This is a genomic window from Chryseobacterium sp. B21-037, assembly GCF_028570785.1.
Lineage (GTDB): Bacteria > Bacteroidota > Bacteroidia > Flavobacteriales > Weeksellaceae > Chryseobacterium > Chryseobacterium proteolyticum.
Map to the genome: position 1 here is coordinate 299,222 of NZ_JALGCB010000001.1, position 18,937 is coordinate 318,158.

Consider the following 18,937-nt stretch of genomic DNA (forward strand, 5'->3'; position numbering starts at 1 on the left):
TAACAAATATAGGTTACAAAATGGGGAACAACTCATAAAAAATTGCAGTTCTGTGAAGAATGATTTAATTTTACACTTTAATCATTTCTCTTGCGATACGCCCAAATTGTTTTACCATTAAATTTAAAAGGTTCTTTTACTTACAAAGTGCCTGAAGAGCTAATGCCGTTACTACAAACCGGAATGAGGGTTTTAGTTCCGTTTCGTGGAAAAAAAATCTACACAGGAATTGTTTTTGAAATTCATGATACAGAACCGGAAGGGTTTATTCCAAGGGAAATCATCAGTATTCTGGACGAATCTCCTATTTTGCCCCAGGAGCAGATCGGTTTCTGGAACTGGCTTTCTGCCTATTACCTTTGTAATTTGGGTGAAATCTATCGTTTTGCATTTCCTTCCTCATTAAAGCTTGAAAGTGAAACATATCTGAAATTAAAGCCGAACGTAACAGTTGATTTTGAAAACCTGGATGTTAATGAAATGTATCTCATTCAAGCACTTGAAGTCCGGCAACTTATCAATCTTACAGATCTTGAAGCTTTTATTCCTAAAAAAGATATTATAAAAACAATCAATTCGCTGATTGATCTTCAATACATTGAAATTGATGAAAAGATTGGCGAAAAATACAAAGCGAAAGAAGTTGCTTATGTCAGGATCAACGAAGAACTTTTAAACAATGAAAGTCTTACTGTAATTCTCGGAAAACTGAACAAAGCACCTAAGCAAAAGGATCTTTTTCTTCTCATTTTATCACATCAGACTGAGAATCCGGATACTTTTATTAAAAAGTCAGATCTTTTTGAAGATGGAGTGTTTGGGCATTACCATTTAAAGCCTCTGGTAGATAAAAACTTCATCGAAGAATATTATCTGCAAAAAGACAGGCTGGAAAGTTATGATGGGGAAATAGAAGAAATAGAAGCGCTTTCCGAGGTTCAGAAAGAAGCAAAAGAGGCAGTTGATGAAGCTTTTGAAGAAAGAAGAAATGTACTGCTTCATGGGGTGACTTCATCGGGAAAAACCCATATTTATTTAGAGAAGATAGAGGAGTGTGTTCAGCAGGGCAAAAATGTTTTGTTTTTGCTTCCTGAAATTTCTCTTACCAAACAAATTACGCAGAGGCTTGAAAAAAAATACGGTCGGAAATTGGGCTTCTATCACCAGAAGCTAACGGATTTTGAAAAAGTAGAGGTCTGGAGAAGAATCAAAAATAATGATATCCAAATCCTTATAGGAACAAGAAATGCACTGTTTCTGCCCTACCAGAATCTTGGGTTGGTCATTGTAGATGAAGAGCATGATTCTGCTTATAAAGCCCGGGAGGTTTCCCCTTATTTTAATGCAAAAGATTCTGCCCTGGTATTTGGTAATTTTTATGATGCCCGTGTGATCTTAGGTTCTGCCACTCCTTCCGTGGAAAGCTATTATCTAGCCCGTAAGGAGAAAATGAAATATGTTTTCCTTAATGAAAGATTCGGAAATGTTCAGTTGCCGGAATTTGAACTTATAAATTTTAAAGAAGCTCAGGATTCTAAAAAAGTTTCAGGAAATTTCTCGTTACAACTGATCGATGAAATAAAAAAAGTACTGGAAGAGCGGAATCAGGCTATTATACTTCATAACCGCCGTGGTTATGCCAATGTTCTGGAATGTGAATCCTGTGGATATGTTAATTATTGTTCCAATTGTGATGTGGTAATGACATATCATAAGGCTGCGAATGAAATGAAATGCCATTATTGCGGACAACGGGCTTCCAGGCCTAAAGTATGTCCGAAATGCCATTCAGAGAATCTGAATGAAAGAGGAGTTGGTGTTGAACAGATCCATGAAGAAGTTTCCAAATTATTTCCTGAAAACGAGGTAGATCGTATGGATGTCGATTCCATGCGGAAAAAATTTGCCTATGAAAAACTTTATGAAAAGATTGAAGACAGGGAAACTGATATTGTAGTGGGCACACAGATGATTTCAAAAGGATTGGATTTCGATCATATTGAACTGGTCGCTATTCCTAAAGCGGATTCTTTATTATATGTACAGGACTTCAGAGCTGAAGAAAGGGCCTTCCAGCTGATTACCCAGGTTGCGGGAAGGGCAGGACGGGTGTCTGGAAAAGGGAAAATCTATATTCAAACATTTAATCCTGAGCATTCAGTCTTTCAGCTGATCAAAATGAATAAGGTTTCCAAGATCTACTACTATTTTTTAAAAGAGCGCCAGAAATTCCATTATCCGCCTTTCACAAAGCTTATTATGATTGAGCTGAAACACAGGAGAGAAGATAAAGTAAACAGGGCTTCCCAGTTTCTGGGTTCTGTTCTAAGAAAATACCTTCCGGAAGAATGTGTTTTAGGTCCGGAAAGGTCTCAGATTGCAAGGATTAATAATCTGTATCAGTTCCAGATATTACTCAAACTTCCCCGTGGAAAAAACTATGAAAAATACAAAGAACAGGTTTTGCTAAGTTTAAAAGATTTTGATGAAATAACTGCTTACCAGAGTATCAAAAAAGACGTTTTCGTGGATTTTTAACAATTTTTAACAAATTTTATAGCCTTTTATCAGACTATAATGGTCTGATTTCTAACAATATTTTCTACTTTTGGTCGTTGATTAATTGTTTGGTGCCTTTATTGGATGATTATTATGAATCGTTTTTTATGGTTTCCAGACATAGAAACAAAACTAAGATAGATGGTAAATTTCAGAAAATATATTTCAAGCGTAGCGGTACTGGCTTCTGGGTTTTTCCTTGCTCAATCTACCGTTTCTACCGTTCTTTACTCTCAAGCTTATGACAATCAGAAAACGAATTTAAACTTACCTTCTCCTATAACTTCTGTTGTGGAGAAAACAATTCTGTCGGCTAAAGAACTCGTAGATATTAATGTAAACACTCTGGTTTCCGATCCTGTGCTGAAAAATGCATCGTGGGGATTTGTAGTGTACGACCCGAAAACAAAGAAAGTAATTTCTTCATACAATGAAAACACTCCTTTGGTTCCTGCTTCTACAACAAAACTTTTGACCACAGAAACAGCTTTGAATCTGTTGGGAGAAAACTATCGTTGGATGACTCAGCTGGAATACTCAGGAAGTATAGATGAAAACGGGGTTTTAAATGGTAATCTTTATGTCGTAGGAAGCGGGGATCCATCGCTTGGAACAAACAAAGGCGGAGCGTTATCCTATAGAGAGATTGTTTCAGATTTTCTTAGTGGAATCTCTCACGAAGGAATCAAAAGGGTAAATGGCGATATTATCATCCAGACAGCGCTTTTCAAAGGTAATATTTCAAGACTTCCGGAAAATGTTGTTTGGTTGGAAAATAACAACTATTATTTACCGGTTGGAACCACCCGTGAGATTAATCCGGCTAATGAAAAACTGATTGTAAAGAAATCAGGTAATTTCTCTACTGAGAAAAAGTATTTTTATGTATCTCCTTATGCCAATCAGATGGTATATGCGGATAAATATGAAGGAGATGGTGTTCTTACCACTAAGCTACCTGATGCCCCGGCATATCTTGCCAATACTTTAAGGGCGACCATGGTGAAAAGTGGAATTGCAGTTAGTGGAAAAGTTACTCCGAAAATGACAGATCCTATGCCGGAGAGCAGAAAGCTGATTTCAGCATACAAATCTCCGACTTTGAGCGATATTATTTATTACACCAACCAGCATAGCGATAATTCTTTAGCAGAAGCACTGTTAAAAACAGTAGGATTCCAGAAACTGGGAGATCAGACTTCAGAATCAGGAAGAATTGTTGTAACAACTCACTTGAAAGAAAATGCTTTTGATATCAATGGTTTAAACTATATGGACGGAAGTGGGCTTTCAAGAAGCAATACCGTTACTCCTATTTCACAGGCGAAGTTTTTAACTTCATTAATGGATGAAAAGTATTATAAAGCTTACCTGACTTCACTTCCTGTAGGAGGACAATCGGGAACATTAAAGAGAATGTTTATCGGAACAGGAAACGGACAGATATTTGCTAAGACAGGAACTTTAAATAAAGTAAAAACTCTGGCAGGGTATATGAAAACCAATTCCGGGAAGACCCTTGTGTTCTCACTGATGGTTAACAACTATGCAGGATCCGTAGATATGGTGAAGAAAAGAATGGAAAGGCTGCTGGAACCGGCATTAGACCTTTAAAAATATTTATTTAATATCATAAGAACCTTTTAATCAATGATTAGAAGGTTTTTTTTATCTTTGGTCATTATTATAAAAATAAAAATGAAAAAACTTTATCTTGTAGTTTTATGCATTATTTCATTTGGATTATTGCATAGTCAGAATCAAAATATTGAAATGAAGGGATTAATAGCAAAAGAGATGAAAACTTTTGCCCAAAAGATGACGGCACCCAATATTAATCCCCACACATTAAACTATGATCTGCAGTACCAGAGGATGGATGTAAGCCTGGATCCTGCAGTTTACAATATCTCTGGTTCGGTAACATCACATTTTAAGCCCAATCAAAGCATGAGCAGTATCTATTTTGATTTGGCAAATACCTTAACGGTTTCCCAAGTGAAATACCATGGAAATAATTTGACCTTTCAGCAATTATCCACGAAAGAGGTAAAAATTGACTTCCCTTCCTCCCTTCCTGCGAATGTGCTTGATTCATTAACAATACAGTATGCAGGCCCACCGGATACGGCAAATAATGCTTTTTCCACCGGTTCCCAAAACGGGGAGCTTATTCTCTCAACCCTTAGTGAACCTTATGGCGCGCAGGATTGGTTTCCGACAAAACAAAGTTTAAATGATAAAATTGACCGTTTTGATTTTAAAATTACAACACCAAATCAGTATAACGTAGCTGCCAATGGAAAGCTAATGTCTGAGACAGCACTTCCGAATAATAAAAAGCTGACATTCTGGAGAACAATGTACCCAACCAGTGCATATTTAGTAGCCCTTGCTATCACTAATTTTGTTAAGCTTAATGATACTATGGGAAATCCACCTTTCCCTTTTGTAAATTATGTATATCCTACAACTGTAAATAATACGGCAGTAATGTCCAATATAGAATGGACCAAACAGATCATGAACACTTTTGAAACTTATTTCGGACTTTATCCTTTCCGTAATGAGAAGTATGGACATATGGAGTTTCAGTACGGAGGTGTGTGTATGGAGCATCAGACGATGTCTTCAATGAGTTCCTGGGGAAAAAGTGTAATAGCTCATGAGCTGGCTCACCAATGGTTTGGGGATAAAGTAACCTGTGGTTCGTGGAATGATATCTGGCTGAATGAAGGATTTGCCACATTCGGGGAGCATCTTGCCAATGAAAAGTTACTGATGACCCAACCTGAATTTATGAATTACTTATCAGGTCAGAAAGATTATATTACCAGTTCGCCAGGAGGAAGTACTTATGTTGCTGATGCTAACCTAGGGAATCAGGGGGCTATTTTCAGTGGAAGATTATCTTATGCGAAAGGAGGCTATATTCTGAGAATGCTAAAATGGATCTTAGGAGACGCTGCTTTTTATCAGGCAATTCAGGAATATCATTCCAGACCCAACTTAGCCTACAGCTACGCTAAAACAGCAGATCTTACGGCTTCTTTACTACAATCTACCGGTAAGGATTTTTCGGGATTTTTCAGTGATTGGGTGTATGGTGAAGGGTATCCTACCTATGATATCAGATGGAGGGAATCTTCTAATCAAACCATTACGATTAAAGTTAGCCAGACTCAAAGTAATTCTTCCGTAAGCTTTTATGAAATGCCTCTTCCGATAAAGGTAAACGGAACAGCAGGACAGGTCGCTTATCTTACTTTAAACAATACCTCAAATAATCAATATTTTGTAGAACCGGTACCGTTCCCGATTGCCAATGTTCAGTTCAATTATGAATACCAGATTTTAGAAAGAAATTCTACTGTAGCAAAAGATAATAGCCTGAGCGTTGAAAATATTGAAAAAGATCAGTTTGCACTATATCCAAATCCGGCTAAAAATGAACTTTATCTCAAAGGAATGGAAAAATCAGCAGAATTTGTCATCTATTCCATAGACGGTAAGTTGGTAAGATCCGGAAAATATCAACCCGGAAAGTCTATCCATATTGCTGAGCTTATTCCCGGAGTATATATCTTTAAAATCGATGATAGAAATGTGAAATTTGTGAAAGAGTAATTTTTTATATCAGCATTATCAAGAAACCGGTTTATTCTAAAATACATGGAATAAACCGGTTTTTATGTGGAATCAGATTATAAACTTTTTTAAGCGACGAGTTTTGTCGCAATTCAAAGCTAACTTTGTACAAATGAAAAAGATGAAGTCAAAAATTTTCGATAAGTCTTTTCGTTGTGAGATAAAAAAGATTACTTTTACGGCAATTATAAAAATGAATTTAACAATTAAACACAAGGCATGAAAAAACTCTACTTCAGTGTACTTTCTACGTGCATTATTTCCGGGCTATCGGCCCAGGAAGTGGTTTGGCAAAAAGATATTAAATCTTCCACACAGGATTTCCTGAGCCAGGTAACCACAACAATTGACCAGCAGTATCTGATAACAGGAAGTGTCATACAGGCAGCAAATCAAAAGAAGGATGCAGGAAGCACCCAGCAAAATAATGGTTACGACTTTCATCTGGTGAAACTCAACCAACAGGGAGACCAGGTTTGGGAAAAATATTTCTCAGGAAACAATCATGACTATTTGTCTTCTACCGTAGCTACCCAGGAAGGAGGATTTTTAATTTCAGGAACCTCATATTCCGGAAAGGGAATAGATAAAAAAGATGATTCGAAAGGAGGATCAGATATCTGGCTCATTAGAATTAATGAATTTGGAGATGAATTGTGGCAGAAGACCTTGGGAACAAGTGCTGATGAAGAAGCCAGGGCAGTTATCCAAACCACAGATTTAGGATTTGTTGTAGCAGGAAATGTTCAGAATGCTTCCAAAGGTTATGGTTCAAAAGATATCCTGGTTATCAGACTCGATAAAAACGGAAAAGAACTCTCACAACTTATTTTAGGGGGAAGAGGATTAGACGAAGTGGAAAAGATGATCCCCACAAGAGACGGAGGAGCACTTCTGGGAATCTATTCAAGAAGCTCCGAGTTTCGTGTTTCCGATTCCGGAAATCAAAACTCAGCTACAGGAACCTCGAATTCCGTATCCCGCTATGCAAAAACCACTGAAAACTTTGGTGAAGGAGATTACTGGATCATAAAACTAAACAAAGAAGGAAAGGTAGAATGGGAAAAGAACTTAGGAGGAAAAGGAGATGATCATCTAAGAACACTGGCTTTAACTTCAAACGGTTATCTCATCGGAGGAGAATCCAGAAGTGAGAGATCCGGAAACAAGACAGTAGGAATAGAAGAAGGAACAGATTTGTGGTTGGTTTCTTTAAATGAAAGAGGAGATGAACAGTGGCAGAAATCCTACAACTTCAAAAATAGGGATGTTTTGATGGGTATGAGTGTGATACAGAGCCAGGAATCAAGAGCCAGGAATCAAGAGGTTACCAAAGGAATTTTATTGGGTGGATATACTCAGGCAGAAGGAAGAATAGAAACAGATGATGAAACATTCTGGATGTTGTATCTGGACCATAATGGAAATGAACAGTGGAGAAAGCATGTAAAGGGAGAAACCAGAAAGAGAGAGGAGAGATTATCGGATATTAAGCTGAACAGGGATGGTTCTATCATTTTAGCAGGAACCAGTGCAGAGGAATTCGGGAAGGAGAACTGGAAGATTGTGAAGCTGGGAGACAAGCAACTGGATCAGTTAATTGAAAAACAAGATATCAAGATCTATCCGAATCCGGTATCAGATTATGCTTATGTAGAAATAGGCTTTGATTTCAGGGAAGCGGATATTACTATGTATGATATGGGAGGAAGACAGCTTCAGAATCTAAAAACCAAGAATAAGGTGACAAAGATTAATACACAGCCGTTGATACAAGGTGCTTACCTGGTGGTGATCAAGACGGATACGAATAAAACGGCTAATGCTAAATTGATTAAGAAATAAAAGAACAATTGTAATGAAAAAAACTTTAACATTAGCTGGAATTGTTCTTTCAGCTCTATTGTATAGTCAGAGTGGTAATCAGGATTATACAACCAATACAAATAATGCGGGTAAACACATTCCCAAAATATCGCCTACCAGTCCTGAATCATTCAAGTTTAGCCAATATGGTAACATCCCTATCGGCATGTTTACAGGTGCCCCCAACGTTAATATTCCCATTACGGAGCTTTCAGTTGATGGGACAAGCATACCCATTTCTTTAAGTTATTCCTCTAATGGAATCAATATCGATGAAATGAACGGATCTGTAGGATTAGGCTGGACATTTATTTCTGGTGGAGTGATCACCAGAACCATAAGAGATAAGGCAGATGAGGATAGTAGTTTTGGTAATAAGGACGTTCCGCTAACAGAAAATTTTGCGACTGAGCTAAACGATTTTCTGACTTTATGTGATAACGATGATTTTGATTCTGAGCCGGATCTATACACCGCCAATTTTGCAGGCAATAATGTGAAATTTTTGATCAGCAAAACGGGTAAAATAGTCATGATAGATCAGAAAGATTATAAGATTACCAGAAATAATAATGGAAGCTCATTTTCAATTACGCTGGATAATGGAGTTAAATATAATTTCGAAGCTATCGAACGTGTACAAAACAGAACACTTAACATTGGAAACAATAATCCACCGCAACAGTATATACAATCCTGGTACTTAACCTCAGTCGTTACGACCAGTGGTCAGACTCTCACTTTGGAATATCAGGATGTAAGTTATACCACGATTCTTTCGCAATCCCAAACAATGACCTATACTAAAGAACCGCAATATAAGTATGGAGATTTGACTTACGATGCAAATGGCTTCGCCTATTGTCCTCTTAAACCATATACTATATTCCCAGATCTGGGTCTCATTGCAGATTCAGAACAGTATGTAATGGGTAAACAGCTTAAAAAAATATATGATTCCAATAATAACTCGATTGTATTTACTTATTCAGCACAAAGCGGAGATTATTCGAAACTCAATAATATTAAAAAGTATCATAATGCCATAGTTATAGATGATTATACTTTTAATTATACGACAACCGGTGCGTCAAGGCTTTTCTTAACGGAGGTGTGGGATAATAAAAATAATTCATCACACAAATTCACCTATTATAGTCCCGAGATATTGCCATCGCGATTAAGTTTTTCCAGAGATATGTGGGGCTATTATAATGGTATGAACAACAATAGTCTTGTTCCGCAGCTATTTGTAAGTACTGATCCTACTGCGCCCCAATATAATGGAGCCAATCAAGCTGTCAATAAATTGGTAGGATATTATGGACTTTTAAAAACGGTGATTTATCCGACAGGAGGTAATACTTTGTTTAATTATGAAAACCATATACGAAAAGAGAATGTCTTGATTCCGGCAGTGAAAACCAATGTTCAAATCAATACGTTTACCCCCCAAAATGACTTTTCTACTTCTAAAGAACTTATTATAACGCCCAAGAAAACAGGGCCTGTTGAGATTAATCTTTCCAATTATTTGTATCCCTATGGAAATTGTCAGGGAAGCCCCGATTTAGAAACCGGAAAGCAGGAAGGGCATCTTGAAGTACGGGATCAGGCAGGTAATTTGATAGCAAACCTGGATTCAAGTTTAAATAACAGTAGTCAGATTATTGTGAATGGTGTAAAGAATCAGCCTTTGAAATTTAAACTAACAGCAATGGGTTTTTGTTGTAATGCTTATGCTCAGATTTATTATTATAACGAGGATGATCGATATGAACTGCAAGATGTATTAAAAGGTGGTTATAGAATTGCATCAACCGTTGATACTCCTAATGATGGGCTTCCTATAACCCGAAAGTATAATTATATAAGAGCTAATGGGGATTACTCCACAAATATTACAAGAGAACCTGTATTTATTGAAGAGAGGGGAGCAGGATCGCTGTGTATAGGATCTTTAAATTCGCTGCCTACAATGTCCACGTATATTGCTATCACTTCATCCAATATAGGCAGATTATTTTCTTTCAATCCCAATATCTTTTATGATACGGTGGAAGAGCAAATTGAAGGAAACGGAAAAATCATCCATCAATTTAGTGCTGAAATTGACTATCCGGGCAATCCTATTAAAGGAGGCCCGATTATCTCGGCACCCTGGACTAACTCAGGGTGGAAGAATGGGAAAGAGTTATTAACAGTTTATAAAGACAATGGTGGAACCACCCTGAAAACTGTCGAAAATACTTATACAGAGGATCCGACCAGAACTTCTTACTTAGGGGGTATCAACCGACGTAAAATTTATCAACCACTTGCCACAAATGGTAATAATAATGCTACCTGGGATCCTGATTATCCACATATGGATGTTGTATACTATAAAAACATCAGCCGATTTACCTATTTACAAACACAAAAAACAACAGAATATTTTAACGGTACTCCCACCGAAACAAAGACGGAATACTTTTATACTAATCCATCACATTATCAGCTGAATAAACAAAAAACAACTTTTACTGATGCATCAATTAATGAAACAAATTATAGTTATGCCCACGAAAAAGGAAATCAGTTACTGATTGATAAAAATATGGTGAGTATTCCATTAGAAACTGAAACAAAGGAAACTTTTGGTACTGTTACAAAAATGTCTTCCAAAGAGGAAACCATTTACCCTACTTCACTTCCCACCACAGAATCTGGTAGTTTAGTATTGCCTTTGTCTGTAAAATCCTATGATGTAGTAAATAATACCCCATCCGTAGAGATTACTTATAACAAATATGACTCAAAGGGAAATATTCAGCAATACACAACAAAAGAAGGTGTGCCAACGACAATTATCTGGGGATATAACCAAACACAGCCAATAGCTAAAATAGAGGGTGCAAAACTATCCGATATATCACAATCATTAATTGACTCTATTGTAAATCCTTCCAATACAGACGCAGCAGCAACAATAACAAATAATGATGAAACATCATTTTTACTCGCTTTAGATAATTTTAGAAAAAATTCTGCTTTAACGAATTATCAGGTTACTACATATACTTATGATCCACTAGTTGGAGTACGAAGTATTACTCAACCATCAGGAATAAGAGAGGTTTATGTATACGATACTGCAAACCGGTTAAAGGAAGTAAGAATAAGAGAAAAAGACAGTACAGGAACTTATGTTTTAAAAACAGTAAAAGAGTTTAAATACAACTACAAACCATAAAAACACAACATATGAATAAATATTTAATAACAAAAAAGTGGTTATTGCTGGGGTTAGTGTTTGTAACTGGAGCGCTTTATGCACAGAGTAATTCAGAAAACTATGTGTATTCTAAAACTTATTTAGCAGATCCCGCAACTACAAATGCAAAAACATCAGAAACAGTTACTTACTTTGATGGATTAGGAAGAGCCAAACAAATAGTTAACATTAAAGCAACTCCTTCTGGCAAGGATATGGTTACTCCAGTCACCTATGATGAATTTGGAAGACAGACAAAAAATATTCTACCTACTCCAATTAACACATTGAATGGGAATATTCATTCTGGAGTTACCAATGAAAATACCGCTAACTCTTATTACGGAGCATCCAATGCATACAGTGAGAAAGAGCTTGAAAAATCCCCTTTAGATCGGGTTTTACAACAGGCAAATCCTGGTGATGCCTGGAAACTTGGAGCAGGACATACGCAAACATTCAGCTATGGCACTAATGCTGCAAATGAGGTTATAAAGTTTGTCACTACTACTTCAACAAGCACAGTTAGTAATGTTACAACTATTTCAACTGCATTACCTGTAGGTAGCCTTGGATTCTATGGGCAGGGTAGTTTTTATAAAAATACAATAACGGATGAAGATGGAAATCCTGTAACTCAATTTACCAATGGTCGCGGACAAACGATTCTTATCCGAAGAACAGATGGAACACAAAATATTGATACCTATTATGTGTATAATGACTATGGGCAAAAAGCGTTTGTCATCCCTCCAAAAGCAGTACAACAAATTGTGCAAAATGCAAATAAAGTTACTGCTGATATTTTAAATACACTGTGCTACCAATACCGCTATGACGGGCAAGGAAGGGAAGTTGAAAAAAAGCTTCCTGGGAAAGGCTGGGAATTGACCATTTATGACAAACAAGACAGAGTAGTACTTTACCAGGATGCTGTTTTAGGGACTGTAAACAATAACTTTGGCAGTAAAGGCTGGATATTTACTAAGTATGATGAGTTTAATAGGGTTGTTTATACTGGATTCTTTTCCAGCACTGCAACAAGGCAGTCTTTACAGAATACGCTAAATACTTTAACCACAAATACTTCCAATAATGAAAAAAGGACTTCAACCTTTTTTAATCAACAGGGAATTGATATTTACTATGATAAGCTGGCCTATCCAACATCGAATTTTGTTGTTTTATCAGTAAACTATTATGATTCTTATCCGCGTGATGCTCCTTCCGTTATTCCTGAAAAAATTCTTGACCAGTATGTTTTATTAGCAACATTTGGAACCGGTAATACAACTTCTACCAAAAGTTTGAAAACAGCTTCTTATCTAAAAAATATAGAAGATGATAAATGGACCAAAACATATCATTATTATGATTTCAAAGGAAGGCAGATTGCTACAAAAACTACTAATCATTTAGAAGGTTACACCAATAAGGAGTCTAAACTTGATTTTTCAGGATTAGCAACAGAAAGTTATACTTATCATAAAAGAACTCCAACTGAAACAGAAGTCAAAATAAAAGAACGTTTTGTTTATGATAATGGAAACAGGCTAAAACAACATTTCCATCAGGTAGATAGCAACCCCGAAGAATTATTAACGGACAATACCTATAATGAACTTTCGCAGTTAAGCAATAAAAAAGTAGGAAACAATCTCCAAAGCATTGATTACAATTACAATATCAGAGGTTGGCTGACAGATATCAATAAAAACCAGATGTCTGTAGCTGATTTAGGAGGGAAACTTTTTGCTTATAGAATCAAATACAATCAGAAAGAAGGAATCACTAATCCGGACCCAATCTTATTCTCCGGAAAGAATGTTGAGGCAAAATACAATGGGAATATTGCAGAAGTAGATTGGAGGGCAGTGGAAACAATCGGAGCCAATCCTTCTCTTACTCCTAAGAGATACGGATATGTTTATGATAAGCTGAACAGATTAACAGCAGGATATTATCAAAATCCAAATAACCCCAACAGCAAAGAAAATACAGAATCTTTAACGTATGATTTGAATGGAAATATCACCAATCTTTATAGAACCTCAGTTCTGCAAGGGACAATTGCTACAAAAATTGATGATTTAGAATATACTTATTCAGGAAACCGGGCTACTACCATAAAAGATAACAGTGGTAACAAGACTGGTTATGAAGGGACAACAGGACTTCCTATAGGATATGATGTTAATGGGAATATGATCAATATGGCAGATAAACAAATCAATGGAATAATGTATAATTATTTAAATCTGCCCAATGCAATATCTATTGGTTCAAGTCAGGCATATACTGATATTACAACCAAGTACGGATCAGATGGGACAAAGTTGAGAAAACAAGTCGTAAAAACACTTGTTGGAATAACAGGCACGACTTCTTCTACGGAAACTACAGATTATCTTGATGGATTTCAATATATAAATATAACAGGATCCGGAAATAATGGAGGAGGTACGGAAATGTTTGCTGCTAGTCTGGAAACGAGCAAGGCTTTGGAAATGGAGGCTTATTCTGCAGAGACTTTAAATGTTGTTCCCGGTTTAGGGGCAAAGAATCCTGAGCTTCAGTTTTTCCCAACCGCAGAAGGATTTTATGATTATGGAAAAGATCAGTATATTTACCAGTATAAAGATCATTTAGGAAATGTAAGGATAAGTTTTGTAAGAAACAGCACAGGCGCTCTTGAGATTACAGATGCTAATGATTATTATCCATTTGGGATGAACCATTTAAAAACGGGATTCTCTTTTTTTAGTCCAAGTGCTTATAAGAATTACAAGTACAATGGCAAGGAGCTTCAGGAAACGGGTATGTATGATTACGGAGCGAGAATGTATATGCCAGATATCGGGAGATGGGGTGTGGTTGACCCGCTGGCTGAAACTTCAAGAAGATGGAATCCTTATACATATGCCTACGATAATCCTATCATGTTTATTGACCCTGATGGAAGAGAAACTCAGGGATGTTGTGGTAATTTGTGGAATCTTGCTAAAACTTATTATTCTGGAATGTATCAAGGTGCAAAAAGTGTTGCAGCAGGAACTTATCAAGGTGTTAAGCAAGTGGTAACTCACCCTATAGAATCTGCTAAATCTTTAGCAAGTAATCCAGGTGGGGCTCTAAAAGCAGGTATTTCAAAGTCAACCAATCTAATGGCATCAGTAGCCGCATTGCCGGCAATTGCTGGAGCAAGTGTAAAAAAAGGAGATGCAACAGTTGCAGGTAAGATTGCAGGAAAGGCACTTGGAACAGCGGTGATAGAAGGAGGAATGGCTGTAGCAACAGAAGGAGCAACAAGCCTCGTGAGAAATATAGCATCAAAAGCAGGAGGAACAGCAGCTAAAGCTGTAGCAGGAGCTTCTGAAGGTGTAGACTATGGTAAAATGTTAACCTCTACTAGTGAATTTGATCCTTCAAAAACTTTATTTAGAGGAACAACTGGTTCTGAAGCTGGAAGCAGTGCTTTATTTCTTACCGATGATGCAGCAGTAGCAGGGACTTATATTAAAAATGGCGGACAGGTTATGCAGTATGATTTGAGTAATTGAGGGCTATATATGTTGGAAAAGACTGGTGAGTTGGAATATAAAACGGGTATACACACAGGCTCTAATACAATATCTACTGAATATTTATTTAAAGGAAAAGATCTGGTAAAAGCAGTTAATGAAAAAGCTGTACCACATAATCCTTAAAACTTAAAATTATGAATAATAAAAAATTTTGTTGTGAAAAGTTTGAATTTCGCTATAATGGTGAAAAAACAATGGGATTAAACTTTAGAATAGTAAAATATAGTGAAAAATTTCTTGAAAAAGAAGCTGAATTATATAATAAAAAAATAGAAGATATTTTTGATAAGGCTTACTTTGTCACTGATGGTTATAGTGGACTGATCACTGATTTTAGTATTAAAAAAATGGTTATAAATCATTGTCCATTTTGTGGTCAAAAGCTAAGAGACTTTTATAAATCTGATGATTATGTTCAGGAAACTATTGGATAGTTTTCTAACAAGAAAGCCACTCGATTGAGTGGCTTTCTTGTTTTATAAAATACTTTGCAGCTTAGTTTGTTTTAGAAAAGCATCAAGAAGAGCGAAGACATGTTGTCTATCGTTCTCTTTTAGCTTTTGTATATCTAAAATTTTAGCGACAATATTTTTATCCAGTAGAATATCCGTAGACCCTACAAGATAATCCATAGACACTTCCAGGGCTTGTGCCAGCTGAGTGGCCATCTCAATAGATGGTTTTACTTCCTCACGCTCATATCTACCAATGACAGCACCGTTAACACCTCCCAGCTTAGCCATGCCTTCCTGCGACATCTTTTTATTCTACCTGTTTAAGATGCTTAGCAAAATCTATGTTACTTAAAAAACTAATTTTATTACGTTTTAAAAATGACAACTCTCTTACTTCAGAAAAACACTAAATTTGTAATACATTGAATAACAACTTACACTAACACAATCACCAAAAACAATTACTATGAGAAAATTAAAATTACAGATGCAGATGACTATCGATGGTTTTGTAGCCGGACCGGAGGGCGAGCAGGATTGGGTATGGCTAAGCCCGCCGGATGAGGTGGGATTTCAGAAAATCGTTGATCTTGCTGAGAGCAGTGACACACTTTTACTGGGAAGGAAAATGACACGACCATTCATTGATCACTGGGAAAATGTGGCAGATAATATGCCTGATCATCCTACCAACCATTTAGCAAAACTGATCGTTGATATGCGTAAAATTGCTTTTAGCCGGACAGAAAATAATATAGCCGGCAGAAATCTGGAAGTAGATAATAATGATCTTATAACTTCAGTAGAAGCTCTTAAAAAGGAGGAGGGAAAAGATATTCTTGTGTATGGTGGTGCTGATTTTGTAAGCTCGCTGATCGATCAGGATCTTGTTGATGAATATTATATTGTTGTGAATCCGGTGGCAATTGGAAAAGGTCTTCCTATTTTTAATGGCCGGAAAGTTTTACAACTGGAAAGTTCTCTTGCCCTTAAAAGTGGAAAAATATTTAATAAATATCTTCCGGTTAGGGAAAATGAATAATTTATATACAAATAGAAAAGTTGGATACGGAAATAATGAAACTGTCTCAAAATTCAGATAATTATCTTTTCTCAATTTAAGCGTGACGGAAAATATCATAAGAACAAATATTTTATATCCTTCATCATATATTCGCTCAAAATGATATTTTGAGACAGTCTTTTTTGTTATTTCAGAATCCTTGCAACTGCTCTTTTTGCTTTTCTGTGGGCTTTTCTTACCTTAAAGTCGAACCATTTTTCTTTAAATAAATTTCGCATAGCATTATCAAAATGCCTGATCATGACCAGATTTTTAAATCCTCTCCATTTTTCGAGCCAGCTGGAAGGAAGAGCTCTGACAGAGACGGAATATCCTTCTGTTTCATATTGGATATAGTGCCACCACCCGGAAGGGATATAAAGTGTTTCTCCGGGATGGATAACGGCTTCGTAACCGTTTAGATACTTTAAAGCAGGAAATTCTTGATAGTCGGGTTCCTTAATATTAGCTAAACTGTGAAAATTATAAGGTAATTTGTACATCAGACTGGATTGTTCCCAGGGAAATAGCCATATCTTTTTAATGCCTTGAAACTGGGTGATGAAAACATGGGACATATCAATATCAACGTGGCTTCTGGTAATGGAGCCTTTACCACCAAAAAACATAAAGGGAAGCCACTTTAGAATTTTTCCATTGGTAACATCATTATAGTGGATATCACTTTTCATTTCAGGTTTTATAGTGAGCAGGTTAAAAAGAAAAAGCCTGTGTTCTGTTGGTTTTGTGCTGATCAGGTCCAGATATTCAGAAAAATGGCTCTGAGCGATAGGTTTACTCGCAACCCTATCCAAAGATTCAAGGTCACTGCCATAAATATTGACCTTATGATTACCTGCTATTTCTTTAAAATAATCATAGCTCCACTTTTTAAAAGCCGGGCTTTCTGGATCTGCAAAATCTTCGATTATAACCGGAAGGCGAGGTTTCATGTAGAGATTCAGAAAATTTATTGATGGTATATTCCTAACTTTTTGTACAGATGATAACTTCATTTTTAGAATTTAAAGGACAAATATAAAATTATTATCCTACTAAATTAGTAGACTAATTGTTAAAATGAATGTTTCTGCTCAATTTTTTAGAATAAGAATCATAAAAGAGGATAGTTTACCGCCTTTTTACTAAATTAGCGCATCTAAAAAATTACTAAAAATGATCTCTGAAAAATATCTTCAAAATTTACAGAACGAGCTTAAAAATATTGAAAACGACGGGCTTTATAAGAGAGAAAGAATCATTACTTCCCAACAGAGTGCGGAAATAGAAGCTAACGGTAAAAAGTTGCTGAACTTCTGTGCTAATAATTATCTGGGACTTTCTAATAATCCTGAAGTGATGAAAGCATCCCAGGATATGATCGCTTCTCACGGATATGGAATGTCATCCGTTCGTTTTATCTGTGGAACCCAGGATATTCATAAGCAGCTGGAAGAGAAGATCGCTCAGTTTTTAGGATTGGAAGATACGATCTTGTATGCAGCATGTTTTGATGCTAACGGTGGTGTTTTTGAACCGCTATTCACCGAGGAGGATGCTATTATTTCAGATGAACTGAACCACGCATCGATTATTGACGGGGTTCGTCTTTGTAAAGCGGCAAGATACCGTTATAAAAACAATAATATGGAGGATCTGGAAGCTCAGCTGAAAGCGGCTTCTGAAAAAAATCACCGCTTTACGATCATTGTTACCGATGGGGTTTTCTCTATGGATGGAATTGTAGCTAACCTGAAAGGGGTATGTGATCTTGCGGATAAATATGGCGCCTTGGTAATGGTAGATGACTCTCACGCAACTGGTTTTATTGGAAAAACAGGTCGTGGAACACATGAAGCGAATGAAGTAATGGGTCGGGTAGATATTATCACCTCAACCTTAGGAAAGGCACTGGGTGGAGCTTTAGGAGGATTCACTTCGGGTAAAAAAGAGATTATCGATATGCTGAGACAACGTTCCCGCCCTTATCTGTTTTCCAATTCATTAGCTCCGGGTATTGTAGGTGCAGCATTGAAGGTGTTGGATATGATCTCTGCTGACACATCACTTCGTGATCAGGTGATGGAAAATGCAGAATACTTCAGAAGAGAAATGAAAGCTAAAGGTTTCGATATTCCTGACGGAGATGCTGCGATCGTTCCGGTAATGCTTTATGATGCGCCATTGGCTCAGAAAATGGCAGAGAAACTTATGGACGAGGGAATTTACGTAATTGGTTTCTTCTATCCTGTAGTTCCTAAAGGAAAGGCAAGAATCAGGGTTCAGCTTTCTGCTGCTCACACCAGAGAACATCTGGATAAAGCTATTGCTGCTTTTGAAAAAGTGGGGAAAGAGCTTAGTGTGATCTCTTAAAAATATTAAAAAATAAGAATTGAAAACTTGGGATTGTTCGGCTGTTTTTGTGGCTGATGATCCCAAAGTTATTTCAAAGGTTGAAGTGAGAGACGGAAGTATGGTATCGTATTGTTTTATAAAAAATAGAAAG

At 36.6% G+C, this 18,937-nt stretch carries 11 protein-coding genes; 9 read left to right on the plus strand and 2 right to left on the minus strand.

The features are described 5' to 3' along the window. The first annotated feature begins 90 nt into the window (after positions 1–90). The 7 genes from priA to MTQ00_RS01355 all read left to right on the plus strand — a co-directional run bounded on the left by priA (position 91) and on the right by MTQ00_RS01355 (position 15,347). A complete protein-coding gene (gene priA, locus MTQ00_RS01325; protein ID WP_273647424.1) occupies positions 91–2,538 on the plus strand; it encodes a replication restart helicase PriA in 2,448 nt (815 codons plus the stop codon). 162 nt (positions 2,539–2,700) lie between these two features. Next, a complete protein-coding gene (dacB, locus tag MTQ00_RS01330; RefSeq protein ID WP_273647425.1) occupies positions 2,701–4,173 on the plus strand; it encodes a D-alanyl-D-alanine carboxypeptidase/D-alanyl-D-alanine endopeptidase in 1,473 nt (490 codons plus the stop codon). 84 nt (positions 4,174–4,257) lie between these two features. Continuing rightward, positions 4,258–6,186, plus strand: coding sequence for a M1 family aminopeptidase (locus MTQ00_RS01335; RefSeq protein WP_273647426.1), 1,929 nt, complete (start codon positions 4,258–4,260; stop codon positions 6,184–6,186). A 240-nt stretch (positions 6,187–6,426) separates the two neighbouring features. Beyond that, positions 6,427–8,052, plus strand: a complete 1,626-nt coding sequence (locus tag MTQ00_RS01340) for a T9SS type A sorting domain-containing protein (RefSeq protein WP_273647427.1) — start codon at positions 6,427–6,429, stop codon at positions 8,050–8,052. Positions 8,053–8,065: 13 nt separating this feature from the next. Then, positions 8,066–11,308 carry a hypothetical protein gene (locus MTQ00_RS01345; RefSeq protein ID WP_273647428.1) on the plus strand — a complete coding sequence of 1,081 codons (3,243 nt, stop codon included), beginning with the start codon at positions 8,066–8,068 and terminating at the stop codon, positions 11,306–11,308. An 11-nt stretch (positions 11,309–11,319) separates the two neighbouring features. Continuing rightward, positions 11,320–14,889 carry a DUF6443 domain-containing protein gene (locus MTQ00_RS01350; RefSeq protein ID WP_273647429.1) on the plus strand — a complete coding sequence of 1,190 codons (3,570 nt, stop codon included), beginning with the start codon at positions 11,320–11,322 and terminating at the stop codon, positions 14,887–14,889. 158 nt (positions 14,890–15,047) lie between these two features. Continuing rightward, positions 15,048–15,347, plus strand: coding sequence for a hypothetical protein (locus MTQ00_RS01355; protein WP_123275965.1), 300 nt, complete (start codon positions 15,048–15,050; stop codon positions 15,345–15,347). Positions 15,348–15,389: 42 nt separating this feature from the next. On the opposite strand, the gene MTQ00_RS01360 is transcribed toward MTQ00_RS01355, so the two are convergent. Beyond that, positions 15,390–15,671 (minus strand): helix-turn-helix domain-containing protein, encoded by a 282-nt coding sequence (locus MTQ00_RS01360; protein ID WP_273647430.1) that lies wholly within the window; start codon positions 15,669–15,671, stop codon positions 15,390–15,392. A 163-nt stretch (positions 15,672–15,834) separates the two neighbouring features. On the opposite strand from MTQ00_RS01360, the gene MTQ00_RS01365 reads away from it, so the two are divergent. Then, complete coding sequence (locus tag MTQ00_RS01365) at positions 15,835–16,410, plus strand: dihydrofolate reductase family protein (RefSeq protein WP_273647431.1); 576 nt, start codon at positions 15,835–15,837, stop codon at positions 16,408–16,410. Positions 16,411–16,577: 167 nt separating this feature from the next. Here MTQ00_RS01365 and MTQ00_RS01370 read toward each other — a convergent pair whose 3' ends face one another. Then, a complete protein-coding gene (locus MTQ00_RS01370; RefSeq protein ID WP_273647432.1) occupies positions 16,578–17,447 on the minus strand; it encodes a cupin-like domain-containing protein in 870 nt (289 codons plus the stop codon). A gap of 160 nt (positions 17,448–17,607) precedes the next feature. Between MTQ00_RS01370 and kbl the strand changes: the two genes are divergently transcribed. Further along, the gene (gene kbl, locus MTQ00_RS01375; RefSeq protein WP_172277525.1) at positions 17,608–18,804 is read left to right on the plus strand and encodes a glycine C-acetyltransferase; all 1,197 of its coding nucleotides are present in this window, start codon (positions 17,608–17,610) and stop codon (positions 18,802–18,804) included. The last annotated feature ends 133 nt before the right edge of the window (positions 18,805–18,937 follow it).